The sequence below is a fragment of the Oscillibacter sp. KLE 1728 genome (assembly GCF_934833455.1).
In the GTDB taxonomy this organism is placed as follows: domain Bacteria; phylum Bacillota; class Clostridia; order Oscillospirales; family Oscillospiraceae; genus Oscillibacter; species Oscillibacter welbionis.
Genome location: NZ_CAKVVF010000005.1, coordinates 15,588 through 39,263 on the forward strand (window position 1 = coordinate 15,588; position 23,676 = coordinate 39,263).

The window sequence follows — 23,676 nt, forward strand, 5'->3', positions numbered from 1 at the left end:
CCGCCACGGACCAGGAGCGCCGGATGGCGGAGATCTTTCAGCACGGCGGCGACTTTGTCCGGGAGGAGGCGCTGGATGAGATCGTCCGCTGGTTCCGGGAGGGCCCCCACGACGGAGAGGTGAAAGCGGTCCCCAGCGTGGACATTTGAACCTGACGAAAAAGGCCCCGGCTGTCCAAAAGGACAGCCGGGGCCTTCTGCATACGTGAACAGCAGCGGAGGACTCAGACTCTGGCCACGCCGGAGGCGCGGGCGGCCTGCTCCACAGCGGAGGCCACCGCGTCCCGTACCCGTGGATCGAAGGCGGCGGGGATGATATAGTCGGCAGAGAGGTCGTCTCCCACTAGCTCCGCCAAGGCATGGGCGGCGGCGATCTTCATAGCGTCGTTGATGTCGCTGGCCCGGGCATCGAGGGCGCCCCGGAAGATGCCGGGGAAGGCCAGCACGTTGTTGATCTGGTTGGGATAGTCGCTGCGGCCGGTGGCCACCACCGCCGCACCGCCGGCCTTGGCGTCGTCGGGGAAGATCTCCGGCGTGGGGTTGGCGCAGGCGAAGATGACGGCTCCAGCGTTCATGGTCTGCACCATCTCCTTGGTCACGGCGCCGGGGGCGGACACGCCGATGAACACATCAGCCCCCGCCAGCACGTCCGCCAGGGAGCCGGTCCGCTTCTCCGGATTCGTCACCTGGGCCATCTCCTCCTTGATCCAGTTCATGCCGTCGCTGCGGCCGGCGTAGATGGCGCCCTTCCGGTCACAGAGGGTCACGTCCCCTGCCCCGGCGGAGAGCAGCAGCTTCGTGATGGAGACGGCGGCGGCGCCGGCACCGTTGATAACGATTCGGACATCCTCCAGCCGCTTGCCCACCACTTTCAGGGCGTTGGTGAGCCCCGCCAGGGTGATGACGGCGGTGCCGTGCTGATCGTCGTGGAAGATGGGGATGTCGCACCGCTCCTTCAGCTTCCGCTCAATCTCAAAGCACCGGGGGGCGGCGATATCCTCCAGATTCACGCCGCCGAAGGACCCGGCCAGCAGGGCCACGGTGTTCACGATCTCGTCCACGTCGTGGCTGCGGACGCACAGGGGAATGGCGTCCACGCCGCCGAAGGCCTTGAACAGGACGCATTTGCCCTCCATGACGGGCATCCCCGCCTCCGGGCCGATGTCTCCCAGCCCCAGGACGGCGGAGCCGTCGGTGACCACCGCCACGGTGTTCCACCGGCGGGTCAGCTCGTAGCTCTTGCTGATGTCCTTCTGGATCTCCAGGCAGGGCTGGGCCACGCCGGGGGTGTAGGCCAGGGACAGCGCCTCCTTGCTGTCCACCTGGGCCCGGGGCGTCACCTCCAGCTTGCCCCTCCACTCGGAATGCAGGCGCAGGGATTCCTTTGCGTAATCCATGATCGGTACTCCTCTCCATAACGCTCAAAAGTTGTTTTTATTGTACGGGAAAAGCGGACGGTTGTCAATTTCCGGTGCCGGCGGGGCGGGGAAAATCCAGGCGGTCTCTTGCATTCCGGAAGCGCCTGTGGCAAAATAGATGGGACAGAAAAGGAGGCGGTTTCGTGAAGATTTCGACCAAGGGGCGGTACGCCCTGCGCCTGATGATCGATGTGGCGGTCCACGGCGGGGAGGAGTTCGTCTCCTTGAAGGATGTGGCCGCCCGGCAGGGCATTTCCATGAAGTATCTGGAGCAGATCGCGGGTCTGCTGGGAAAGGCGGGATTCCTCCGCAGCGGGCGGGGCGCCCTGGGGGGATATCGTCTGACGAAAGCGCCGGAGGAGTATACCCTGGGCAGTATCCTCCGGCTGACAGAGGGAAATCTAGCCCCGGTGGCCTGCCTGGAGACGGAGGAGAACGCCTGCGAGCGGTGCGGCGTCTGCCCGACCCTGGACTTCTGGACGGGCCTGTATGCGGCCGTGAACGAATATGTAGACCGCTTCACCCTGGCGGATCTGGTGCGGGAGGAATTGGAGAAACAGGGGAGAGCGTCCCGACCCTCCACAGACTGAATGGCAAAACGCCGGCCTCATATAGAGGCCGGCGTTTGTTTGAAAAGCAGGTCAGTCCGTCAGCCCGGCGCAGTCGGCGGGCCGTCCGGAGAGCATCTCCAGCCCGTGGGCGAGCGCGGGGAGGACGGCCTCCAGGTTTTCCCTGGCCGCCTTGGGAGAGCCGGGGAGATTCACGATGAGCGTCCCCTTCCGGATGCCCGCCGCGGCCCGGGACAGCATGGCCCGGTTCGTCACCTGCATGGAGGCGTAGCGCATGGCCTCCGGAATGCCGGGGGTCAGCCGGTCACACACGGCGAGGGTGGCCTCCGGCGTCACATCCCGGGGGGCGAAGCCGGTGCCTCCGGTGGTGACGATGAGATCCACCGGCTCCCGGTCGCACCACTGCCGCAGGGCAGCCTCGATCCGGCCCTTCTCGTCCGGGACAATGGCGGTCTCCGTCACCGCGTACCCGGCGTTTTTCAGAATTTCCACAACCAGAGGCCCGCCCGCGTCAGGGCGCTCTCCCCGGAAACTCCGGTCGCTGACGGTCAGGACAGCGGCTTTGAACATGGTAGATCACTCCTTCACGATTCCAGCAGCAGAATGGCCTCCGGCGGAACGGAGACGGTGAGGCGGTCCTTGTCCGGCACCGCCTGCCAGTTGTCCTTGTCCAGCTCCATCCGCAGCAGGGGCGCCTCCGGCGCCGCGCCCTCCGGCCGCAGCAGCACGATGGTGGAAAACACGTCCTCCACCACCTTTACTGCCGTGCAGGAGAAGGCGTTTTCCGCCCCGGGACCGGCCAGCTGAACATGGTGGGCCCGGATGCCGATCCGGCAGACGCCCTCCGGCACCGGACGGCCGCAGGAGAGCGTCAGTCCCCAGTCCGGAAGAAACACCGCATCCTCCCTTGGCCGGGCGTCGGCATAGTTCTTGCAGCCGGAGAGCCGGGCAGCGGCCTCTGTGCCGGGGCTGCGGAACAGCTCCCCCAGGGTGGTCACAGGCTGGGATCTGCCCCGGTCTATGACACACACCCGGCGGCAGTTCCGGAACACCTCCCCCCGGTCATGGGAGACCCACAGCACCGTGCCCGGGAATCCGCCCAGTGTCTCTGCCAGCTCCAGTTCCAGCTGGTATTTCAGGTAGCTGTCCAGGGCGGAGAAGGGCTCGTCCAGCAGGATGGCCGTGGGCTCCGACGCCAGGATTCGGGCCAGGGCGCACCGCTGCTGCTGCCCGCCGGAGAGCTGCCCCGGCTTCTGGTCTGCCACGGCCTCCAGCCGGAACTGCCGCAGCTTCTCCGCCACCTCTGTTTGGCGGCGGGCCTTGTCCCGCACGGCTGCGGCGATGTTCTGCCGCACCGTCATGTTGGGGAACAGAGCGTACTGCTGGAACAGGTACCCGACCTGCCGCCGCTGGGGCGGCAGGTTGATTCTGGAGGCGCTGTCGTAAAGGGTAACACCGTCCAGCTCGATGTGTCCCTCGTCCGGCGTCAGAATGCCGGCGATGCACTTGAGGGTCACAGACTTGCCGCACCCCGAGGCCCCCAGCAGGGCCAGCGTCTCATCCCCGGCGTCAAACTGGACCGCCAGATGAAAATTTCCCAGGGCCTTTCGGATGTCCACGGAAAGCGCCATTACCGTCTGCCCCCTTTTCCGGCCCGTTTCTGGCGGGCTTCCAGCAGGTTCACTGCCAACAGGAATACAGCGGAGATGGCAATGTTCACCAGCACCCAGCGGAGGGCCTCTGTGTCATTGTCGGTCCGCCAGAGCTGATAGACGGTGGTGGAGATGGTGGCGGTGCGGCCGGGGGTGTAGCCGGCGATCATGGAGGTGGCACCATACTCCCCCAGAGCCCGGGCAAAGGCCAGCACAGTCCCCGCCAGGATGCCCTGGCGGCACACGGGCATCCGCACCCGCCAGAAGATCCAGATATTGGACCGGCCCAGGGTCGCCGCAGCTTCCGCCAGCGTAGGATCGAAGCTCTCAAAGGCCCCCCGGGCGGTGCGGTACATCAGGGGGAAGGCCACCACCACCGTGGCAAAGACAGCGGACCACCAGGTCATCACCAGCCTCAGGCCGAAGTGGGCCTGCACCCAGGCGCCGATGGGGCGGTTGGGCCCCAGCAGCACCAGCAGCAGCCAGCCCACCACGGTGGGCGGCAGCACCAGGGGCAGGGTCAGCACCACATCCAGCACGCCCTTCACCAGCCGGGGCAGCTTGGCGATGTAGTACGCCGCCAGGATCCCCAGGAAGAATACCGCCACCGTGGAGATGGCGGCGATCCGCAATGAGTTGTAGAGAGGGTACCAGTCCATTTCAAAAAACCTCCTGGGGAAAGGGGGCGTCTGCCATCCCGACCCGCCAGAGGCGGGCCGCCGCAGAAGTGGCGTACAAGCGTTTTGCAAAGCAAAACCTTGGAGAGGCCGGGCTCTGCCTGGCCGAGCAAAATCAAATCAAGGGCTCCCATTGGGCCAAGGCCCAATGGGAACGATGGCGGCGATCCGCAATGAGTTGTAGAGAGGGTACCAGTCCATTTCAAAAAACCTCCTGGGGAAAGGGGGCGTCTGCCATCCCGACCCGCCAGAGGCGGGCCGCCGCAGAAGTGGCGTACAAGCGTTTTGCAAAGCAAAACCTTGGAGAGGCCGGGCTCTGCCTGGCCGAGCAAAATCAAATCAAGGGCTCCCATTGAGCCAAGTCCCAATGGGAACGATGGCGGCGATCCGCAATGAGTTGTAAAGAGGGGACCAGGCCATAAGGTTCCTTTGGAAAATAAGAAATCCGGAGTTTGGAATGAGGGGATCAAGGGCTGTCAGAAAGCATTTTAAACGATCCAGCCTTATCAGACGCCTATTTCCAATCTGCTTGAACTCACACCATGGGGCTGAAGCCTACCGCCTCGAAGCAGGCCATGGCCTCGTCGGTCGACAGGAAGTCCAGGAAGGCCTTGGCAGCATCGGGATTGGCGCTGTTTTTCATGACGGCGGCGGGGTAGATCACCTGGCCGCACATCTCAGCGGTGGCCTCGTCCACCACGGTCAGACCGGCGGAGAAGGCGTCGGTGGCGTAGATCACGCCGCAGTCCACGGTGCCCTCAGAGACCTGGGTGGTGACCTCCTTCACGTTGGAGCCGTAGGTCAGCACGCCGGAACTGGCCAGGGTCTCCTCATTCAGACCGTAGTAGGTGAAGATCTTCTGAGTGTACTGGCCCACCGGAACGTCGCTGTTGCCCATGGCCAGGAACACATCGCCGCTGGCCAGCAGCCCCGCCAGCTGGTCAAAGGACTCGATGCCCTTGGGGTTGCCCTCGGGAACGGCCAGGGTCACCTTGTTCTCCAGCAGGTCCAGGCGGGTGGCGCTATTCACCAGGTCCAGGCCCTCGGTGTTCTCCTCGCCGCCCTCGGCGTCCAACTGGTTCATCTGCTTGGGAGCGGCGGAGATGAACACATCACAGTCGGCTCCCTCCTGGATCTGGGTTTTCAGGGTGCCGGAGGAGTCATAAGTCGCCACGACGGCGACTTCCGGAGCCACGGCCTTGTAGGCCTCGATGACCTGATCCAGGGACTCCTGCATGGAGGCCGCGGCAAAGACGTACAGCTCTACCGGTTTGGCGGTGGTCTCTGTGGTGTCGTCTGTGGTGGTGCTGTCGGTGTCCGCACTGCCGCCGCAGGCGGTCAGGGCCAGCGCCATGGACAGGGCCAGAACGAGGGAGAAAAGCTTTTTCATGGCGAAATCTTCCTTTCTTGATGATAATATGTTGAACCCGGCTTTGCAAGTCCGGTGTCAAACTAACGTGATATTCAAATGAGGATAACGAATGGAAAAAACCTGCGCCGGACGCTCCGGCGCGGGCTGATTTTTACTTTCCAAAGGGGCAGATGGGCCAGCGGCAGGGCTGGCAGCCGAGACACAGGCCGCCCTCCCCCAGGGAGACGATCCACTCCTTGGTGACGCTTACATCCGCCGCCACCCAGGGCAGCACTAGGTCGAAGATGGTGGCCCCGGCGTACATGACGCAGCCGGGCAGGCCCATGACGGGGGTGCCGTCATCGTAGTAGCCCAGCAGGAACATAGCGCCGGGAAGCACCGGGGCGCCGTAGGTGACGATCTTCGCCCCGCTCTGCCTGATCCCGCCGGGGGTGTTATCGTCGGGGTCCACGCTCATACCCCCGGTGCAGAGGATGACTTCCGCCCCAGTCTGCCGGGCTTGGGAGATGGCGCCTGCCACGTTCTCCACCCCATCGCCGGAATAGGAGACGGAGATGGTCTCGATGCCATAGGCGCTCAATTTGTCCTTCACCACCGGAGTGAAGGTGTCCTGGATCAATCCCTTCTTCACCTCGCTGCCGGTGGCCACGATGGCGGCGGTTTTTCGCACCCAGGGCCGTAGCTCCAGCAGGGGGGGATCTCCGGCGGCCGCTTTGGCGGCTGTCAGCTTCTCCTCCGCGATGATCAGGGGGATCACCCGCATCCCCGCCAGCTTGTCGCCTTTTTTGACGGCTGTACCCCCCTTCCGGGTGGCGATCATCAGCTCATCGATGGCGTTTACCGCCCGCAGGGATTCCGACCGGACCAGGAACAGCCCGTCGCAGGATGCCTTCAGCTCGATCTTGCCCTCTTTGACGCCGCTCCGCTCCATATTCTCGTTGGCACACAGGGCCAGCAGGCGCTCCGCCCCCTCATCCTCGTGGAGCATCCCAGGCGTCATCTCCCACACGTACAGGTGCTCCTTGCCCATGCCGAGCAGCACCGGGATGTCCTCCGGCGCCACCACATGGCCCTTGCGGAACCGGGCATCCTTGTACTGGTCCTTGATGATCTGGGTCAGGTCGTGGCACAGCACATGGCCCACCGCATCCTCCGTCCGTATCAGCTTCATGCTTCCGCCTCCAGAATCTCGATCTCATCGCCGGGACGGACCACGCCCTCCCGGACCACCACGGCGAAGATGCCCTCCGTGGGCATGACGCACCTGCCCACCGCCTGCTTGATGGCGCAGTCGCTGTGGCACTCCTTGCCGATTTGGGTCACCTCCACCTCCGTCTCACCGATCCGCAGATGGGTGCCCACCGGCAGGTGTTTCAGGTCGACGCCCTCGGTGTTGATGTTCTCCGCAAACACCCCCGGATCCAGTGGGATGGGGCAGCTCGCCCGCATGGTGTCCACGCTCTCCTCCGCCAGCAGGGAGATCTGCCGGTGCCAGTCCCCGGCGTGGGCGTCCCCCACGATGCCGTGGCGGAACTTTAGTTGGATTTCCGGGACGGGGTGCTTCTGCTCCCCCTTCCGCTCGCTGATGTTGACCGATACCACGTTTGCCAACAGGCTCACTCCTTGATCTGGTAATCTCCGCTCTTGCCGCCGGACTTGGACAGCAGGCGGATGTTTTCAATGCGCATGTCCTTTTGGACTGCCTTGCACATGTCATAGATGGTCAGCGCCGCCACGGACACGGCTGTCAGGGCCTCCATCTCCACCCCGGTAACGCCGGTGCAGGTGACGGCGGCCTGGATCTCCACCATGCAAGGGGAATCGGACAGGGCGAAGGTGATGTCGATACCTGTCAGGGGCAGGGGGTGGCACATGGGGATCAGCTCCCAGTTGTGCTTGGCCGCCTGGATGCCCGCCACCTGGGCTACCGCCAGCACGTCGCCCTTTTTCAAGGTGCCGTCCTTGATGTTCTGCAATGTCTCCGGGGCCATGTGGATCTCCCCGGCAGCCACTGCCCGGCGGTGGGTGACGGCCTTCTCCGTCACATCCACCATCCTGGCCCGGCCCTGTTCATTGAAATGGGTCAATTCCGCCATGGTGGTCATCCTCCGATCTGATTCATGTTTCGGGGCGTGTCGCTGGACCGTTCTGTGAGATGGTGGCGCTCCGGCTTGTGGAGGATGCCCCGCCGGACGGCGTCCTCCAGCGCCTGGCCGTGGAGGCCCCGGAGGGGGATCTCTTCCCGGCTGTGGAGGCAGCCCTTCAGCTTGCCGTCCGCCGTCACCCGAATCCGGCGGCAGTCCGCGCAGAAGTCGTGGCTCACTGGGGAGATGAGCCCCACTGTCCCCAGCGCGCCGGGCAGCTGGTACCGCCGGGCCACGCCCTGGGCCTCGATGGGTTCCAGCTCTGCCATCCGGTCCAGCACCGTTTCTGCAGGCAGGAAGCGGCTCCGATCCCACCCGGCGCAGGGGCCCATGGGCATCAGCTCGATGAACCGCATCTCCCAGGGATGCTCCCGGCTGAGATTCACAAAATCTTCGATCTCATCGTCGTTGAACCCGCCGATGAGGACGGTGTCAAATTTTAGATTCCGGAATCCAGCCGCCTCCGCGGCTTTAATGCCCGCAAGCACGTCCTGGAGGGTCCCCAGCCGGGTCATGGCGGCGAACCGGTCCGGCCGCAGCGTATCCAGGCTGATGTTCAGCCGGTCCACCCCCGCATCCCGCAGGGGTCTTGCCAGCTGGGGCAGGAGGGAGCCGTTGGTAGTGAGGCACAGCTCCGCCAACCCGGGGATGGCCCGCAGCATCCGGCACAGGTCCGGCAATCCCCGCCGCACCAGAGGCTCCCCGCCGGTGAGGCGGATCTTCTTTACCCCGCACCGAACCGCCGCCGCGGCGATCTCCGCCAGCTCTTCGATGGAGAGAATATCGCTGTGAAGCCGCTTCTCCACGCCCTCGGGCGGCATACAGTATTGGCACCGGTAGTTGCACAGGTCCGTGACGCTGAGCCGCAGGTAGTCGATTGTCCGTCCGCAGCTGTCCCGCATAATGTCCTCCAACCGTGATACTCAAGTGAGATAAACGATATACTATATTATAAGCGCCCTGCGGGAAAAGTCAAGAAAAACGCCCCGGCCAATGTCGGGGCGTGAACCGAAAAGTATCAGCAGTGAGAGGCCCTCCAGGCGGCAGCCATCCGCACCGACAGCGTCAAGACAATGGCCAGCAGAATGAGGGAGGCGATGCCTGCCATAAGAATCAGAGCCATCAAGGCCCACATGGAGGTCACAGGAATTTCCGGTGCTGAGAGCAAGTCGGCGATGGGCGCGGTCAGCAATCGGTACGCCAGGAATTCAATCCATAGCACGACCAGAATCACTCCATTCCGCCGGGTGGGAGGAAAGGAGAATGTGCAGAAGGAGCGGACAGTCCCAATCAGCAGAGCCAGTATCATCAGCGATTGGATCCACGCTGCAAAGGTATAGACGGGGGTTCCGACTTCCTCCCAAGAGAACGTGAAAAAGAAAAGATTCCAGCTGATGCGGGTGCCATAGTAGCAAAAGATGTAAACCGCCAAGTACGCTGCCCAGGCGCACCACAGCCCCGGCCGCTTTCGGACGAGAAAACAGATGATCCCGCACACCAGAAACGGAACGGCCAGGATCAGGCCGATGAGGATCCCCCCCAGCCCCGTGGGGATCAGAAACGCCAGAAAGGCCATGCAGAAGAGGATGATCCCGGCGATCTTCCGACCCGGCATTGACGGAGACACCATGACCGGAGGCGTCTCCACCTTCAGTTGGGGCTCTGCTCCCGTCACCAGTTCATCCAGCGTCACACCGAAGAGCTGGCTCAGCTTTATCAGCTTGTCCAGGTCCGGCACACTGGAATCCGTCTCCCACTTGCTGACGGACTGGCGGCTCACCTCCAGCACTTCCGCCAGGTCCCCCTGAGACAGGCGTTTCTCCGCCCGCAGGCGGCTGATGTTGGTTCCAAGGCTCATACCGCGCCCTCCTTTGTGGTTCCAGTATAGTGGGAGAGTGGGCAAAAGTCCACCAAGGGGACCTGAAAATTTGGCAACTGGCAGTTGCACACTGCCAAAAGCCTGAAAAACAGGCAGTCCCGGCGGACTTGCTTGACGAGGAAAGGAGGAGGTGCTATTCTATGAAAAGAAGAACGATAGAGGGAGAATGCGCCATGACCCTTTCCCAGCTGCTGGATATCCGTCCCGGTGTCACTGCCGTCATCGGCGGCGGGGGAAAGACCACTCTCCTGCGGACCCTGGGCGAGGAGCTGGCCGGACAGCATCCGGTCCTGCTGTGCACCACCACCAAGATTCTCCCGTTTTCGGACCTGCCCTGCGCCCGGACAGCGGCGGAGCTGGACGAACTGCGCAGGGCGCATCAGCTGCTGTGTGCCGGGACAGACGTACCGGGAACGGGTAAGCTGACGGCCCCAGAGACGCCCATGGCGGTGCTGGCGGAGCAATTCGACTACATTCTGGTGGAGGCGGACGGCGCTGCCCGCCGTCCCCTGAAGGCGCACGCCCCCCACGAGCCGGTGATCCCAACTGAGGCCAATCAGACCATCTGCGTGGTGGGGGCCTCCGGCTTCGGCCGTCCCATCGCTGCGGCCGCTCACCGGCCGGAGCGGTACGCGCTTCTTGCGGGGGTGCCGGAGGCGGCGGAGGCCACGCCGGAGGCCGAGGCGAGGGTGCTTCGATCCGAAGATCTGCACACGAAAGTTTATGTCAATCAGGTGGAGACGCTGTGGAATCTGGCAGATGCCAGGGTCCTGGCGCGCCTGATGGACTGTCCGGTTCTGGCCGGCAGTTTGTGGAGGAGGGAGTATTTTCCATGCTGGTAATCATCCGAGGCGCCGGTGATTTGGCCACCGGTATTGCTCTTCGGCTGAAAAGGGCGCATATATCGGTGATTATGACCGATATACCGGCCCCAACTGCCATCCGGCGGACCGTAGCCTTCTCCCAGGCCATCGTGTTGGGAGAGACAAAGGTGGAGGATGTCACCGCCCGCCGGGTGGAGACACCGGAGGCGGCTATGGCCCTTTTGCAAGAGAATGTAGTCCCGGTGCTGGTGGACCCGGAGGGAGCCTGTATCTCGATTTTGAAGCCGGACGCGGTGGTGGACGCCATCCTGGCCAAGCGGAATCTGGGCACCCGGATCACCGATGCCCCGGTGGTCATCGGCGTGGGGCCGGGCTTCACTGCCGGGGTGGACTGTCACGCGGTGGTGGAGACCATGCGGGGCCACACGCTGGGCCGGGTGATCCATGCGGGCAGTGCGCTGCCCAATACCGGGATCCCGGGGCTCATCGGCGGCTTTGCCGGGGAACGAGTGCTGCGGGCCCCGGCGGACGGCGTGTTTCACCAGCTGCTGGACATTGGCGCCCAGGTGCGGCAGGGGGATGTGGCCGCCACGGTGAACGGCGTGCCCATGACCTGCACCCTGGACGGCGTCCTGCGGGGTATCCTGCCGGATGATACCCCGGTGCACAAAGGGATGAAGGCCGGGGACATCGACCCCCGCTGCAAGGTGGAGCACTGCTATACCGCCAGCGACAAGGCCCTGGCCATTGGCGGCGGTGTGCTGGAGGCGATTTTGGACCTGACGGGAGCGCTGAAAGACCGCGCAGGTGGGTATTCCGGTTAGGTGCAGCCTGTCGGGGACGATCAAACTGAGGAAACGGGAGGAAGAATCATGCCTGAAAATGATGTCAAGCTGACGAAGCTGGCCAAGTGTGCCGGGTGCGGCGCCAAAGTGGGGGCCGGTGTGCTGGCCCAGCTGCTGGACGGCATCCAGGTGCATCGGGACCCCAATCTGCTGGTGGGGTTCGACAAGAGCGATGACGCCTCGGTCTATAAGGTCAGCGACGATCTGGCCTTGGTGCAGACGGTGGATTTCTTCCCGCCCATTGCCGACGACCCGTACCTGTTCGGACAGATCGCGGCCACCAACGCCCTCTCCGATGTGTACGCCATGGGCGGCGAGCCCAAGCTGTGCCTGAACATCATGGCCGTGCCGGAGTCCATGCCGAAAGAGGCGGTGCACCAGCTGTTGCGAGGCGGCTATGACAAGGTGTATGAGGCGGGGGCGCTCATCACCGGCGGCCACAGCATCCTGGACGACGAGCCCAAGTACGGCCTGGCGGTCACCGGCTTCGTCCATCCGGACCGGGTGCTGACCAACTCCGGCGCCCGGCCGGGGGACGTGCTGCTGCTGACGAAGCCCATCGGTATCGGTGTCCTCACCACCGCACAGAAGGCGGAGATGCTGTCGGCCGAGGGGCGGGCTTTGGCAGAGGAACTGATGACCACCCTGAACAAGTCCGCCCGGGACGCCATGGTGAAGTACCGCGTCCACGCCTGCACGGATGTAACGGGCTTTGGCCTGCTGGGCCACAGCTATGAGATGGCCCAGGGCAGCGATGTGGAGCTGGAGCTGGAGGTGGACGCCATCGACCTGATTCCGGAGGCGCTGGAGTTTGCAAACATGGGTCTGCTGCCGGCGGGGATGTACCGTAACCGCGCCTTTGCGGAGGTGGGCGTGGATGCAGGGGAGACCGCGCTGTGCAGACAGGACCTGCTCTATGATCCCCAGACCGCTGGGGGCCTCCTCATGGCCGTGGACCCGGCAGACGCGGAGGCGCTGCACCGGGAGCTGCAGGGCCGCGTTCCCAGTGCCCAGCGGATCGGCGTCGTGAAGGCCTACCGAGGCGGGAAACGCATCTTCCTGCGGTGAAAGTCGAAAATGGGAAACAGGTGCCTGCCGGATTTCTGGCAGGCACCTGTTTTGCGCCCGTACCGGGCGGAACCCTTAAACGGGCAGGCGCAGGAGCGCGGCGGCGGCCTGGAAGTAGATCAGCACCGCCCCGGCATCCACAATGGTAGTGATGAGGGGGGAGGCCATGATGGCCGGATCCATGTGGAGCTGCTTGGCGGCAATGGGCAGCATACAGCCCACCAGCTTGGCCAGCACCACCGTGGCCGCCAGGGACAGGGAGATCACCAGGGCGATGGCGCTGTCATGGTACTGAAGGTAGATCCGCAGGCCGTTGGCCGCGGCTAGGACGGCGCTGACGATGGCGGCTACCGCCAGCTCCTTGCGGATCACCCGCAGCGCGTCCCGGGGGCGGATCTCTTCCAGAGCCAGCCCCCGGATCACCAGCGTGGCGCTCTGGGAGCCGCAGTTTCCGCCGGTGTCCATCAGCATGGGTAGAAAGGCCACCAGCAGGGGCACGGCGGAGATGGCGTCCTCGTACCGGGTGATGATAGAGCCGGTGATGGCGGCGGACAGCATCAAAATCAGCAGCCACACTACCCGATGGCGGGCGTGCTCCCAGGCGGAGGCGGCGAAGTAGGGCTTCTCGTCCGGCGTCACCGCCGCCATGATGGAGAGATCCTCTGCGGCGGCCTCCGTCAGGACATCCATGGCATCATCCACGGTGACGATGCCCACCATCCGCTCCTCTCCATCCAGCACCGGCAAGGCCAGCAGGTCATATTTCGCCAGGAGCCGGGCGGCCTCTTCCCGGTCTGTGAGCGTACCCACAGATACCACATCCGTGACCATCAGGTCCGCCACAGCGGCATCCTCCGCGGCTGTCAGCAGGTCCTTGGCCGACACCACGCCCAGCAGCTGCCGGTGCTCCAGCACATAGCAGGTGTAGACCGTCTCCTTGTGGATTCCGGTGCGGCGGATGGTATCCAGCGCCTGCCGGACCGTATCGCCCGGCCGGAGGGAGACAAACTCCGGCGTCATGACGCTGCCGGCACTGTCCGCCGGATAGCGCAGCAGGGCATTTACCGCCATACGGCGCTGAGGGCTGGCGGAGCGGAGGATGCGGGTCACCAGGTTAGCGGGAAGCTCCTCCAGAAAATCCGCCGCGTCGTCCAGATGCAGGGCGTCAAAAATCTGCTGCAGCTCCCCGTCCGCGAAAGAGCGGGCCAGGGTGGCCTGAGTGGGACCGGGGAGATAGGAGAACACATCTGCCGCCAGGTCCTTGGGCAGCGTGCGGAACACCGCCGCCTGCCGGGCACCGTCCTCCACGGAGTCCAGGAGGGCGGCGATGTCCACGGCGCCGCGGCCCTGCCAAAGGGCGCGGAGCGCCTCGCCGTCCCGGCTCTCCAAAAGCTGAAAGATCTGATCCTTGTTGAACATGGTCATAGTCGTTACCTCGCTTTCGACTGTATTGTCTGGGTGGCTGACTGGCGCTTTCCATGGTCCGCACCTCCTTTCTGCATAAAACTCTATGCGCGTTCGCGCGTTAGGAACATCGGCTGTGTGAGGTTTTGCGCATCCTTTCCAGCTGCCCCGAAGGGACGGGGAAATGGCGCGTTTGAATTTTTGGCCGTGCTTTTCCACAGCAAAAAAATCCCTGCCGGAAATCCGGCAGGGAGAGCTGCACACAATGGGCGTCTTCGTCCAAGCTTTAGCTTCACGGGGCGTAGCAACTGCGTTAAGCGGCGCCTTGTTGTCGACGCGGCCTGTTGACCAGCTGGTTGTGTCTCCACAACTGTGCGGCAGCAGTCTTTGGATGATTCCGAATCCCCGTGGTAGCCTCACCTACCGATTCGCCGTCATTATAACCGCCTGGACGGACGTTTGTCAACCCCGTCGCCTCAAAAAAATTTTCGCCATGACCTCACAGCGCCTTCCGGTGCTGGTTCATGATACGGGCGAACAGCACGCCGTTGGAGGGCGGGGTGTATGTAATGGCATTGGCTCCGGCCTGGATGGTGCGGAGGATCGACTCCTCTGTGGGGCCGCCGGTGGCGATGATGGGAACCTTCGGGAAGTCCCGGCGGATCTCCGCCACGATCTCCGGCGTGGCGGCGGCGCCGGAGACATTGAGAAAGTCGGCTCCCGCCTCCAGGCGGCTGCCGATGTCCGTGTGAGCGGAGACCACCGTGATGACCACGGGAATGTCCACCACCTTTTTGATCTGGCGGATGACATCGTCGGAGGTGGGGGCATTCAGCACCACGCCGTAGGCACCCTGGTGCTCGGACTGGATGGCCAGCCGGACGGAGCGGGAGCCGGTGGTGATTCCGCCGCCCACGCCCACGAATACCGGCACGTCGGACACGCTGATGATGGCCTGGGAGATCACCGGCTGGGGCGTGAAGGGATAGACGGCGATGATGGCATCCGCGTTGATGTTCTTGATGATGGCTACATCGGTGGAAAAGGCCAGGGACTTGATGCGCCGGCCGAAAATACGGATGCCGCTGCACTCGCTGACGCAGGCGGGGATGGTCAGGGAGTGATTGCGCAGCGTCCCAGTGTAGGAGGGGACCTGTTTTGCCATAGGGACTCCTTTCTCCCGGCGGCAGAACGCCGGGCACAGGTGGTTGTTCACAGGCAAATTATACCGCAGGAAGCCACGCGGGACAAGCCCGGATCCGGGCTTGCTTTTTTTCCGGCGGGAGATATACTGTTAAGAGACGAGATGTGTCGGGACGGCACAGGGGAACAGGAGGACGGCTATGGATCGCTTTTCCATTCTGGTGGGAGATATCACCCGTTCGGACGCGGAGGCCATTGTCAACGCGGCCAATCCCACGCTGCTGGGCGGCGCCGGGGTGGACGGGGCCATCCACGCGGCGGCGGGGCCGGAGCTGCTGGCGGAGTGCCGGACGCTGGGGGGCTGCGAGCGGGGGCGGGCCAAGCTGACGGCGGGCTACCGCCTGCGGGCCCGGTATGTGATCCACACGCCGGGTCCCGTCTGGCAGGGCGGGGAGCAGGGGGAGGCGGCCCTGCTGGCCTCCTGCTACCGCAGCTGCCTGCTTTTGGCGGAGGCCCACAGCATCCGCACCCTGGACTTCTGCTCCATATCCACGGGAGTCTACGGGTATCCGTTGCCGCTGGCGGCCACCGTGGCCCTGCGGGCCATCATGGACTTCCTGGCGGACCATGCCCTGCCGGAGCGGGTGCGGATGGTCTGCCATTCGGAGCAGGCGGCAGAGGTCTACCGCCGGACCTGGAACCTCTGGTACGCGGAGGGCAAGGACCAGCGGATGTAAAGAACGCCGGAGCGGGACCTTTCCCGCTCCGGCGTTTGTCACTCTTCGTTTCTTTTGTCACTCTTTTTGACCTTTTTGTATCCGTTTTGACCCGATTTTTCCCGGGGCATTCCGTATGATAGACTCAAACAAGAGATGAAAGAAAGGTATCCCATCATGAAACGACTGGTTTCCCTTCTGCTGTCCTGCCTGCTGCTGAGCTCCTGCGGCACCATTGTGACCCCCGCCAAGACCCCGCCGGAGCATTTGGTGTCAGAGGCGCCCCCGGCTCAGGTTCTCCCCGCTCCCGGCGAGATGCCGGAGCTCCTCCCGGACAGCCAGGAGGCAGGCGGGGAGAATGCTTCGGAGCCCTCCCCGGAAGAGGGCGGCGGAACTCCCGTGGAGACGCTGCCGGAGCCCCAGCGGGTGGTGGATCCCACCCGCCCCATGGTGGCCCTGACCTTTGACGATGGTCCCCACGCGGTCTACACGGACCAGATTTTGGATATTCTGGAGGAGCACGGCGCGGTGGCTACCTTCTTCGAAGTGGCGCGGAATCTCCCCAAGGCGCCGGAGGCAGTCCGCCGGGCGGCGGACATGGGCTGCGAGATCGGCAGCCACTCTTACCGCCACGCAAACCTGGGCAAGATGGATCAGGCCGCCCAGCAGGCGGATCAGGCCGCGGCGGACGCGCTGTTTCAGGAGGTGCTGGGGACCACGCCCGCGCTGCTGCGGCCGCCCTATGGCTCCATGAACAAGACGCTGAAGACCACCTCCGGCCGGAGCATCGTCACTTGGTCCATCGACACGGAGGACTGGCGCTCCAAGGACGCGGACAAGGTGGTGACCGGCGTGGAGAACGCCGGGAATCTGGACGGACAGGTGATCCTGCTCCACAGCATCTACGAGAGCACGGTGGCGGCCACGGAGGTCCTGGTGCCCTGGCTGCTGGAGCAGGGCTACCAGCTGGTGACGGTCAGCGAGCTGATCCAGCTGCGCTTTGGGGACGAGGTGGAGCCCAACCGCACCTATAATTACGACTACTTCCGCTTCCAGGTGCCGCCCCTGCCTGCGGAGACGGTGCCCGCCGCCGCGTGAGCGGCAGGCAACCGACGGTTGCTTTACGCCGCTGCCCTGTTGTGATAGACTGGTCCCGAGGTGATGGGAATGGAGTTTCAAGAGGTGTTCGCCCAGCTGCGGCAGCGGACGGGTCTGTCCCAGAGCGAGGTGGCGGAGCGGCTGTTTGTCACCCGGCAGGCAGTGAGCCGCTGGGAACGGGGAGAGACGATCCCGGAGGTGGAGACGCTCCAGGCGCTGTCAAGGCTGTTCGGCGTGTCCATCAACACCCTGCTGGGCAGTCCCCGGACCCTGGTCTGCCAGAGCTGTGGAATGCCGCTGAATGATGACATCCTGGCCAAAAACACAGACGGCAGCTTCAATGAGCAGTACTGCATGTGGTGCTGGGATGGAGAGGGCTTTGCCCAGGACTGCACCATGGAGGAGATGGTGGAGCACTGCCTGCCCCACATGCCCCTGGGCCGGACGGATCCGGAGGCGTGCCGCGCCTATATGCGGAGCCTTCTGCCCACACTGGGGCGATGGAAAGAGAACTGACACAAGCGCCGGACTGCGGAAACCCGCGGTCCGGCGCCTGGATTTTTTCAGGACAGCTGCGCAAGACAGCTTTCGCACACATAGATCCCATGGGGGAGCTGCCTGAGAGAATCCGCAGCATGGCAGCAGATGCAGGAGGGGACTTCTTTCTTCAGGATTACCGTGCGGGATTTTTCATCCAGAAAAAACATTACGGTGTCCCGCTCATTTAGAGACAGAGCCCGGCGCACATCTATCGGGATCACAATCCGTCCCAGCTCGTCCAGCCTTCTCGGTATTCCCACGTTTTTCATATCTGACATCCTCCTTTTTCGACAATTTGCGGTTCTATCATACTAAAATTCCAGAATATAGTCAATATTTATATGAAATATAGGATGTTCAAACTGGAATAACTCATACTATACACTGTACCTGAAATGGGGTATGGTGATGATTGATACAAAAGCTATCGGAAAACGGATTCAGGCACTCCGCAGGGCGGCTGGTATGACCCAGGAGCAAGCGGCGGAGACTCTGGGAATCAGCCCAAATTATGTGTCCAATATTGAGACGGGACGAGATATCTGTTCTACTGTTGTCCTGCTGGGCATGGCGAATCTCTACCACGCCAGCGTGGATTATATGTTGGGGGAGAGTCTGGAATACAACCGGCGGAAGGGAGAAGCGGGAGAGAATCGGACGGCGCTGCTCCACGAGGTCAGACGTCTGCAAGAGGCGGAGTGTGGCCATCTGCTGCGGTATATCCAGTTGATGCGGGCGGACGAGACTGAAATCCGGAATTGAACAACCGCTCCTTTATAATTTATAAATAGAAAAGAGCCGCTGCATCAACCGATGCAGCGGCTCTTTTTACGCCTTTGCCAGATACGCCCCGCAGGCATTCCGGGCATCGGCGGCGGTTTTTTCCTCGTCGATGGTGACGAGATGCCCCTCCTTCACCACGACCCGGCCGTTCACCACCGTGTAGTCCACCGGGCCGCGGAGGCCTACCGTGGCCAGCACGTCGGCGGGACTGTACGCGCCGCCCACCAGCTCCAGTCGGCGGGAATCCACCAGGAAGAGGTCCGCGCACTTGCCCACAGCCAGCTGCCCGATGTCCTCCCGGCCCAGCAGCCGGGCGCTGCCCCGGGTGGCCATCTTCAGCACCTGATACCCGGAGGGGGCCTTCTCGCTGGAGGTCAGCCGGTGGAGCAGGTAGCACACCCGCAGCTCCTCCATCAGGGACGACCCGTCGTTGCTGGCGGAGCCGTCCACCGCCAATCCCACCGGGACGCCCAGCGCCAGCATCTCCGGCACCCGGGCCACGCCGGAGGCCAACTTCATGTTGCTGATGGGGCAGTGGGCCACGCCGGTGCCGGTGCGGGCCAGCTCCCGCAGCTCCTCGTCGTTGAAGTGGATGCCGTGGGCGTACCACACATCCGGGCCTGTCCAGCCCAGAGATGCCATGTACTCCAGTGGCCGGACGCCGTAGTGCTCCAAGGTGTAGTGCTCCTCGTCCCTCGTCTCACACAGGTGGGTGTGGAGCCGGACGCCGTACTGCCGGGCCAGGATGGCGCTCTGCCGCAGTAGCTCTCCGCTGACGGAGAAGGGGGAGCAGGGGGCCAGGGCCACCTGCCGCATGGACCCGAAGGACGGGTCATGGTACGCCTCGATCACCCGGGCGGAGTCCTTCATGATGGCGTCCACCGTCTGGACCACGCTGTCCGGCGGCAGGCCGCCGTCCTTGCGGGAGAGGTCCATGCTGCCCCGGGAGGCGAACATCCGCATCCCCAGCTCCTCCGCGGCGGCGAACTGGGCGCCGATCAGGTCTCCGCATCCGGCGGGAAAGACATAGTGGTGGTCAAAGCAGGTGGTGCAGCCGTGCTTCAGCAGCTCCCCCATGCCAGTGAGGGAGCTGAGACGCACCACCTGCTCGTCCAGGCCCTTCCAGATCTCATACAGGGCGGTGAGCCAGTCGAACAGCTCCAGATTCTGCACCTGGGGCAGGTTCCGGGAGAACACCTGATACAGGTGGTGGTGGGTGTTGATGAGGCCGGGATAGCACCAGTAATGGGACCCGTCGATCACAGTGTCTGCGGTCTGGGGCAGGTCTGGGCCCAGACCGCGGATGATGCCGTTTTCGCAATAGAGGTCGGCGTGCTCCAGCACGGCGTCGCCGTCATCACAGGTGAGGATGGTCCGCAGATTGCGCAGCAGCAAAGAGGACATGGCGGTCACGCTCCTTTCTGCTCCCAGTATAAAGGACGGCGGGAGAAAGGTCAACTTTCCCGGGAAAACTTCTTGCGGAAACGGGGAGGATGTGATACGCTGAGAGCAATTTCGGATCACCGGGAGGAACACGGATATGCTGGACATCTTTGATATTCTGGGCCCTGTGATGGTGGGCCCCTCCAGCTCCCATACAGCGGGGGCGGTGCGGATCGGCCGCATGGCCAGGACCCTGCTGGGGGCGGAAGTGGCGCGGGCGGACATCGGCCTCCACGGCTCCTTTGCCGATACCGGCCGAGGCCACGGCACGGACCGGGCGCTGGTGGCGGGCCTCCTGGGGATGAAGCCGGACGATCTGGGCATTCCTCAGAGCTTTGAGATCGCCGCCAACCAGGGGTTGGAATTCCACTTCCACACGGCCCGTCTGCGGGATGCCCACCCCAACACGGCGGTGCTGACGGTGGAGAGTGCCGACGGGCGGAAGCTGGAGCTGCAGGCGGCCTCCACCGGCGGCGGCCGCATCCGGGTGGATCGGCTGGATGGAGTGGAGGTGAGCTTCACCGGCATCTTCAACACCCTGGTGGTCCGCCACCAGGACGTGGCCGGAGAGCTGTCCCGGATTCTCAATGAGCTCTCCGTCAGCGGGGTGAACATCGCCAACATGAGCCTGAACCGGGACCGCCGGGGCGGCGCTGCCCTGACGGTGGTGGAGACGGACCAGAAGATCCCGGCGGATGCCCTGGAGCGTATCCAGGCGCTCTACGGCGTCTTGGGCGCCACCTACTACGAGAAGGAGGAAGACTGAAATGGCTCTGGATTCCATGCAGGAGATCTTCGACAAGATCCAGGCGGGGCGGAAGCCCTTCTGGCAGGTGGTGCGGGATACGGACGTGGAGGAGCGGCAGGTGACGGCGGAGGCCTCCTTTGAGAAGATGCACGCCACCTGGCGGGCCATGGTGGAGTCCGTGGACACCTACCGGGCGGACCGGCGCAGCGTCAGCGGCCTGGTGGGGGGCGACGCCCAGAGGATGTGGGACTACGCCGCCGAACAGGAGACGCTCTGCGGCCCCTATCTGCAGGAGGTGATCGCCACGGCCCTGTGCGTGGCGGAGTCCAACGCCTGCATGCACCGGATCGTGGCGGCACCCACGGCGGGGGCCTGCGGCGTGCTGCCGGCGGTGCTGGTGCCGCTGTACCGCCGGGGCACCGTGGATGAGGAGGCCATCGTCCGGGCGCTGTATGTGGCTGCCGGTATCGGCGCGGTGGTTGGCTACCGGGCGTCCATCTCCGGCGCCTCCGGCGGCTGCCAGGCGGAGGTAGGCACGGCTGCGGCCATGGCGGCGGGGGCCCTGGTGGACCTGCGGGGCGGCGGGCCGGAGCAGATCGGCCACGCCGTGGCGATGGCGCTGAAGAACCTGATGGGCCTGGTGTGCGATCCGGTGGCGGGACTGGTGGAGGTCCCCTGCGTCAAGCGAAACGTCATCGGCGCGGTGAATGCCGTCAGCGCGGCGGACATGGCCCTGGCGGGCATTGAGAGCCGGGTGCCTGTGGACCAGGTGATCGACTGCATGGGCGACGTGGGCCGCCGGCTGCCGGTAGAGCTGCGGGAGACCGCTCTGGGCGGTCTCGCCGCCACACCATTCGGACAGAGCGTGAAGGCAAAGCGGGAAGAGCGCCGCTCCCAGGAACAGGAGCTGTGAGGACGAAAGAAGGACCTGCCCTGCGGCAGGTCCTTCTTTTTGCGAAAGGGAAGATCAGGCGTTCCGGCTGGCCAGGACTTTCTGGAACCAGTCCTTGCCGTCTACAAAGCGGGAGACCAAAAAGCTCACCACATAGTCGCCGGCGGAGTTGATCATGGTAGCGGGGGGATCCACCAGGTTTCCGATGGTGATGGCGATGGGATAGGCGATGGCCAGCTGGTCCGGGAAGAACACGGAGCACATGATGAACTCGCCGATGTAGCCGCCGCCGGGGACGCCGGACATGCCCACGGAGGACAGCACGGCCACAATCACCATCAGTGCCATGTCGCCGATGCTGTCAAAGGGCCGGCCGAACACGCCGAAGAGGAACGTGATCTTCAGAATGCAAGAGAAGCAGGAGCCATCCATGTGCATGGTGGCGCCCAGAGGAACCACGATCTCGCTGACATCCTTGGAGATACCGGTGGCCTCCGCCTCTTCCATGTTGGTGGGGATGGTGGCCACGGAGGAGCAGGTGCCCAGGGAAGTGATGGCAGGTTTGGCGATGTGCCGGAACATTTCCTTGACCGCTCCCTTGCCGCCGCCGAACCAGGCGAACAAGGGGAAGGCCACAAAAATATAAATGAAGCAGAGGGGATAGTACACCACCAGAGCCCGGGCATAGTCCGTAGCGATCTGGGAGCCGTAGGTGGCCACCAGGTTGGCGAAGAAGCCGAAGAAGGCGATGGGGGCGTAGTAGGTGACTAGCTGAACGACCTTCATCATAGCTTCGGACAGGCTGGTGAGGAATCTTGCAATCAGGCTGTCAGGACCCGGCCCCAGATTTACGCCGAAGCCGAACAGAATGGAGAAGACGATCAGGGGCAGCATGGCGCTGCGGCTGAGCAGGCCGGAGAAGTCGCTCACCGTGAAGAAGTTCACGATCAGGTCCGGGATGGAGATGGGATCCTCCACCACGCCCTCAGTCAGGTTGGTCCAGGGCTCCAGAACCGGGGGGAAGATCTTCATAATGACGATCATGATGACCGCAGCGATGGCGCCGGTGATGACGAAGGTCAGCACGGTGGTGCCCATGATCTTGCCGGCCCGTTTGCGGCTCTTCATGGTAGCCACAGACCCGGCAATGGACGAAAACACCATGGGCACCACGATGCAGAACATCATATTCAGGAACAGGGTGCCCAGAGGTTCCAGCACCGTGGCGCCGGCGCTGATGACGTTCCCCTCCGCATCCAGCTCCTGGGGGAAGATCCAGCCCACGATGGAGCCCAGGATCATGGCCCCCAGCATGACGGCCAGAAATGCATAGTTCCGGGCAACAGACTTTTTGCTCAGCTGTGTACTCATTCTCTCTCCTCCAATACATATTGAAATAGCTGCTGACCTGTATGGCCTTCCGGCCTTACATTATAATAAGGTCCTCATCCGTAACTTCACCCCGGCACACCACGTTGGTGGGGCCTGTCAGATAAAGGCTGGCGATATGGGAGTGGACCCGCTCCGCGTCGATCACCAAGCGGCCGCCGGTCATATCCACCTGTACGCCGTGGCCGGAGACTTTGCCCTGCAGAGTCAGCACGGTCACCACAGATCCGGTGCCAGTGCCGCAGGCATAGGTGAAGTCCTCCACGCCGCGTTCAAATGTCCGCTCGAAAATCAGATCTTCACCGGTGATCTCGTAGAAGTTCACATTGGCACCCTTGGGAAAGACCTTGTTCCACCGAATGGCCCGGCCCAGCTCCCGCAGCTCGTTTTCGTCCGCTTGGCGCAGTCCGGCGTATGGCACCACGGCGTGGGGGATGCCGGGATTTCCCAGCTCCACATAGGAGCAGACGTATGTCACGCCGTCTGCCTCTACCGGGCTATCCAGTCGTACGGTGGTGGGGTCGTTCAGCCGGATGCGGTACAGCCGCTGGTCGATCCGCCGGCCGGTGACGATGCCTGCCGTGGTCTCCACAGTCTGCGTCTCTCCGGCCAGCCCGTTTTCGTAGCCATACCGGCAGATGCAGCGGGCACCGTTCCCACACATCTCACCTACGCTGCCATCAGAATTATAGAACAGCATCCGATAATCTCCGCCCTGGGAGGGGGCATCCACAACCATCAACCCGTCCGCCCCGATGGACATGTGCCGTTCACACAGCGTCCGGGCGATTTGTGGAAGCTGCTCCAGGGGGAGGTGCTCCTCCAGGTTGTTCAGAATCACAAAGTCATTTCCCGCGCCGTTCATTTTCCAAAATCTCAAGTTTCCACCTCCTTCTTGTATATACATTATTATAACAGCGAGAACTGAGAATGAAAAGCAGAGAATGTGCGGAAAACCATGCAGAACCTGCGAAATCCACGTCAGTGGGAAGACGGTCGAAAAAAATCGAGAAAAGAGGAAAAAGGTATTGACAAAAGGGGAAGGATTTGGTATTCTAACAAAGCTGTCGGCG

General features: G+C 63.4%; 26 protein-coding genes and 1 riboswitch. Of the genes, 10 read left to right on the forward strand and 16 right to left on the reverse strand.

What is annotated here, in order from left to right:
• Nucleotides 1-223: 223 nt before the first annotated feature.
• On the reverse strand, nucleotides 224-1,396 hold the full coding sequence (locus QVE23_RS01025; RefSeq protein ID WP_136891569.1) for an NAD(P)-dependent malic enzyme: 1,173 nt from the start codon (nucleotides 1,394-1,396) through the stop codon (nucleotides 224-226).
• Between the two features lie 164 nt (nucleotides 1,397-1,560).
• Here QVE23_RS01025 and QVE23_RS01030 point away from each other — a divergent pair, with 164 nt between their 5' ends.
• On the forward strand, nucleotides 1,561-2,007 hold the full coding sequence (locus QVE23_RS01030) for an RrF2 family transcriptional regulator (protein WP_021749835.1): 447 nt from the start codon (nucleotides 1,561-1,563) through the stop codon (nucleotides 2,005-2,007).
• A gap of 51 nt (nucleotides 2,008-2,058) precedes the next feature.
• Here QVE23_RS01030 and QVE23_RS01035 read toward each other — a convergent pair whose 3' ends face one another.
• From QVE23_RS01035 to QVE23_RS01075, 9 genes are all read right to left on the reverse strand, one after another.
• Nucleotides 2,059-2,556, reverse strand: coding sequence for a MogA/MoaB family molybdenum cofactor biosynthesis protein (locus QVE23_RS01035; protein WP_021749836.1), 498 nt, complete (start codon nucleotides 2,554-2,556; stop codon nucleotides 2,059-2,061).
• Nucleotides 2,557-2,570: 14 nt separating this feature from the next.
• On the reverse strand, nucleotides 2,571-3,617 hold the full coding sequence (locus tag QVE23_RS01040) for a sulfate/molybdate ABC transporter ATP-binding protein (protein ID WP_021749837.1): 1,047 nt from the start codon (nucleotides 3,615-3,617) through the stop codon (nucleotides 2,571-2,573).
• Nucleotides 3,617-4,297 (reverse strand): molybdate ABC transporter permease subunit, encoded by a 681-nt coding sequence (modB, locus tag QVE23_RS01045; protein WP_119310732.1) that lies wholly within the window; start codon nucleotides 4,295-4,297, stop codon nucleotides 3,617-3,619. Before modB ends, QVE23_RS01040 begins: the two co-directional genes overlap by 1 nt.
• A 553-nt stretch (nucleotides 4,298-4,850) precedes the next feature.
• Nucleotides 4,851-5,705, reverse strand: a complete 855-nt coding sequence (modA, locus tag QVE23_RS01050; protein ID WP_021749839.1) for a molybdate ABC transporter substrate-binding protein — start codon at nucleotides 5,703-5,705, stop codon at nucleotides 4,851-4,853.
• Nucleotides 5,706-5,838: 133 nt separating this feature from the next.
• Nucleotides 5,839-6,858, reverse strand: coding sequence for a molybdopterin-binding protein (locus tag QVE23_RS01055; RefSeq protein ID WP_287966829.1), 1,020 nt, complete (start codon nucleotides 6,856-6,858; stop codon nucleotides 5,839-5,841).
• Complete coding sequence (locus QVE23_RS01060) at nucleotides 6,855-7,298, reverse strand: MOSC domain-containing protein (RefSeq protein ID WP_287967446.1); 444 nt, start codon at nucleotides 7,296-7,298, stop codon at nucleotides 6,855-6,857. The genes QVE23_RS01055 and QVE23_RS01060 overlap by 4 nt, the downstream gene beginning before the upstream one ends.
• A 5-nt stretch (nucleotides 7,299-7,303) precedes the next feature.
• Complete coding sequence (gene moaC, locus QVE23_RS01065) at nucleotides 7,304-7,783, reverse strand: cyclic pyranopterin monophosphate synthase MoaC (RefSeq protein WP_136891572.1); 480 nt, start codon at nucleotides 7,781-7,783, stop codon at nucleotides 7,304-7,306.
• Between the two features lie 5 nt (nucleotides 7,784-7,788).
• Nucleotides 7,789-8,733, reverse strand: coding sequence for a GTP 3',8-cyclase MoaA (moaA, locus tag QVE23_RS01070; RefSeq protein ID WP_021749843.1), 945 nt, complete (start codon nucleotides 8,731-8,733; stop codon nucleotides 7,789-7,791).
• Between the two features lie 116 nt (nucleotides 8,734-8,849).
• Nucleotides 8,850-9,689: a helix-turn-helix domain-containing protein gene (locus QVE23_RS01075; RefSeq protein ID WP_287966827.1), complete on the reverse strand. Its 840-nt coding sequence runs from the start codon at nucleotides 9,687-9,689 to the stop codon at nucleotides 8,850-8,852.
• A 161-nt stretch (nucleotides 9,690-9,850) separates the two neighbouring features.
• On the opposite strand from QVE23_RS01075, the gene yqeC reads away from it, so the two are divergent.
• From yqeC to selD, 3 genes are read left to right on the forward strand one after another with little or no spacing between them, the layout of a single operon-like run.
• Nucleotides 9,851-10,552 carry a selenium cofactor biosynthesis protein YqeC gene (gene yqeC / locus QVE23_RS01080; protein ID WP_287225995.1) on the forward strand — a complete coding sequence of 234 codons (702 nt, stop codon included), beginning with the start codon at nucleotides 9,851-9,853 and terminating at the stop codon, nucleotides 10,550-10,552.
• On the forward strand, nucleotides 10,543-11,358 hold the full coding sequence (yqeB, locus tag QVE23_RS01085; RefSeq protein WP_287225997.1) for a selenium-dependent molybdenum cofactor biosynthesis protein YqeB: 816 nt from the start codon (nucleotides 10,543-10,545) through the stop codon (nucleotides 11,356-11,358). Before yqeC ends, yqeB begins: the two co-directional genes overlap by 10 nt.
• 48 nt (nucleotides 11,359-11,406) lie before the next feature.
• A complete protein-coding gene (gene selD / locus QVE23_RS01090; protein WP_025545284.1) occupies nucleotides 11,407-12,447 on the forward strand; it encodes a selenide, water dikinase SelD in 1,041 nt (346 codons plus the stop codon).
• Nucleotides 12,448-12,522: 75 nt separating this feature from the next.
• On the opposite strand, the gene mgtE is transcribed toward selD, so the two are convergent.
• Complete coding sequence (mgtE, locus tag QVE23_RS01095; protein WP_025545283.1) at nucleotides 12,523-13,872, reverse strand: magnesium transporter; 1,350 nt, start codon at nucleotides 13,870-13,872, stop codon at nucleotides 12,523-12,525.
• Nucleotides 13,873-14,115: 243 nt separating this feature from the next.
• A riboswitch (M-box (ykoK) riboswitch) is annotated at nucleotides 14,116-14,286 on the reverse strand.
• Nucleotides 14,287-14,350: 64 nt separating this feature from the next.
• A complete protein-coding gene (locus QVE23_RS01100; RefSeq protein ID WP_021749849.1) occupies nucleotides 14,351-15,016 on the reverse strand; it encodes a beta/alpha barrel domain-containing protein in 666 nt (221 codons plus the stop codon).
• A gap of 178 nt (nucleotides 15,017-15,194) precedes the next feature.
• On the opposite strand from QVE23_RS01100, the gene QVE23_RS01105 reads away from it, so the two are divergent.
• From QVE23_RS01105 to QVE23_RS01115, 3 genes are all read left to right on the forward strand, one after another.
• A complete protein-coding gene (locus tag QVE23_RS01105) occupies nucleotides 15,195-15,731 on the forward strand; it encodes a macro domain-containing protein (protein WP_136891608.1) in 537 nt (178 codons plus the stop codon).
• A gap of 156 nt (nucleotides 15,732-15,887) precedes the next feature.
• The gene (locus QVE23_RS01110) at nucleotides 15,888-16,808 is read left to right on the forward strand and encodes a polysaccharide deacetylase family protein (RefSeq protein WP_287554066.1); all 921 of its coding nucleotides are present in this window, start codon (nucleotides 15,888-15,890) and stop codon (nucleotides 16,806-16,808) included.
• A 69-nt stretch (nucleotides 16,809-16,877) separates the two neighbouring features.
• The gene (locus tag QVE23_RS01115) at nucleotides 16,878-17,324 is read left to right on the forward strand and encodes a zinc ribbon domain-containing protein (protein ID WP_036629574.1); all 447 of its coding nucleotides are present in this window, start codon (nucleotides 16,878-16,880) and stop codon (nucleotides 17,322-17,324) included.
• A 47-nt stretch (nucleotides 17,325-17,371) separates the two neighbouring features.
• Here QVE23_RS01115 and QVE23_RS10980 read toward each other — a convergent pair whose 3' ends face one another.
• Nucleotides 17,372-17,626 (reverse strand): AbrB/MazE/SpoVT family DNA-binding domain-containing protein, encoded by a 255-nt coding sequence (locus QVE23_RS10980; protein WP_444050164.1) that lies wholly within the window; start codon nucleotides 17,624-17,626, stop codon nucleotides 17,372-17,374.
• A gap of 130 nt (nucleotides 17,627-17,756) precedes the next feature.
• Here QVE23_RS10980 and QVE23_RS01120 point away from each other — a divergent pair, with 130 nt between their 5' ends.
• A complete protein-coding gene (locus QVE23_RS01120) occupies nucleotides 17,757-18,110 on the forward strand; it encodes a helix-turn-helix domain-containing protein (protein ID WP_158629814.1) in 354 nt (117 codons plus the stop codon).
• Nucleotides 18,111-18,176: 66 nt separating this feature from the next.
• On the opposite strand, the gene QVE23_RS01125 is transcribed toward QVE23_RS01120, so the two are convergent.
• Nucleotides 18,177-19,535 (reverse strand): 8-oxoguanine deaminase, encoded by a 1,359-nt coding sequence (locus tag QVE23_RS01125; protein ID WP_287554068.1) that lies wholly within the window; start codon nucleotides 19,533-19,535, stop codon nucleotides 18,177-18,179.
• 136 nt (nucleotides 19,536-19,671) lie between these two features.
• Here QVE23_RS01125 and sdaAB point away from each other — a divergent pair, with 136 nt between their 5' ends.
• Nucleotides 19,672-20,340, forward strand: a complete 669-nt coding sequence (gene sdaAB, locus QVE23_RS01130) for an L-serine ammonia-lyase, iron-sulfur-dependent subunit beta (RefSeq protein ID WP_174232994.1) — start codon at nucleotides 19,672-19,674, stop codon at nucleotides 20,338-20,340.
• 1 nt (nucleotide 20,341) lies between these two features.
• Nucleotides 20,342-21,235, forward strand: a complete 894-nt coding sequence (sdaAA, locus tag QVE23_RS01135; protein WP_287967447.1) for an L-serine ammonia-lyase, iron-sulfur-dependent, subunit alpha — start codon at nucleotides 20,342-20,344, stop codon at nucleotides 21,233-21,235.
• 54 nt (nucleotides 21,236-21,289) lie between these two features.
• Here sdaAA and QVE23_RS01140 read toward each other — a convergent pair whose 3' ends face one another.
• Both QVE23_RS01140 and dapF read right to left on the reverse strand, forming a co-directional pair.
• The gene (locus tag QVE23_RS01140) at nucleotides 21,290-22,585 is read right to left on the reverse strand and encodes a dicarboxylate/amino acid:cation symporter (RefSeq protein ID WP_021747575.1); all 1,296 of its coding nucleotides are present in this window, start codon (nucleotides 22,583-22,585) and stop codon (nucleotides 21,290-21,292) included.
• Nucleotides 22,586-22,640: 55 nt separating this feature from the next.
• Complete coding sequence (dapF, locus tag QVE23_RS01145) at nucleotides 22,641-23,483, reverse strand: diaminopimelate epimerase (RefSeq protein ID WP_051320066.1); 843 nt, start codon at nucleotides 23,481-23,483, stop codon at nucleotides 22,641-22,643.
• Nucleotides 23,484-23,676 lie beyond the last annotated feature (193 nt).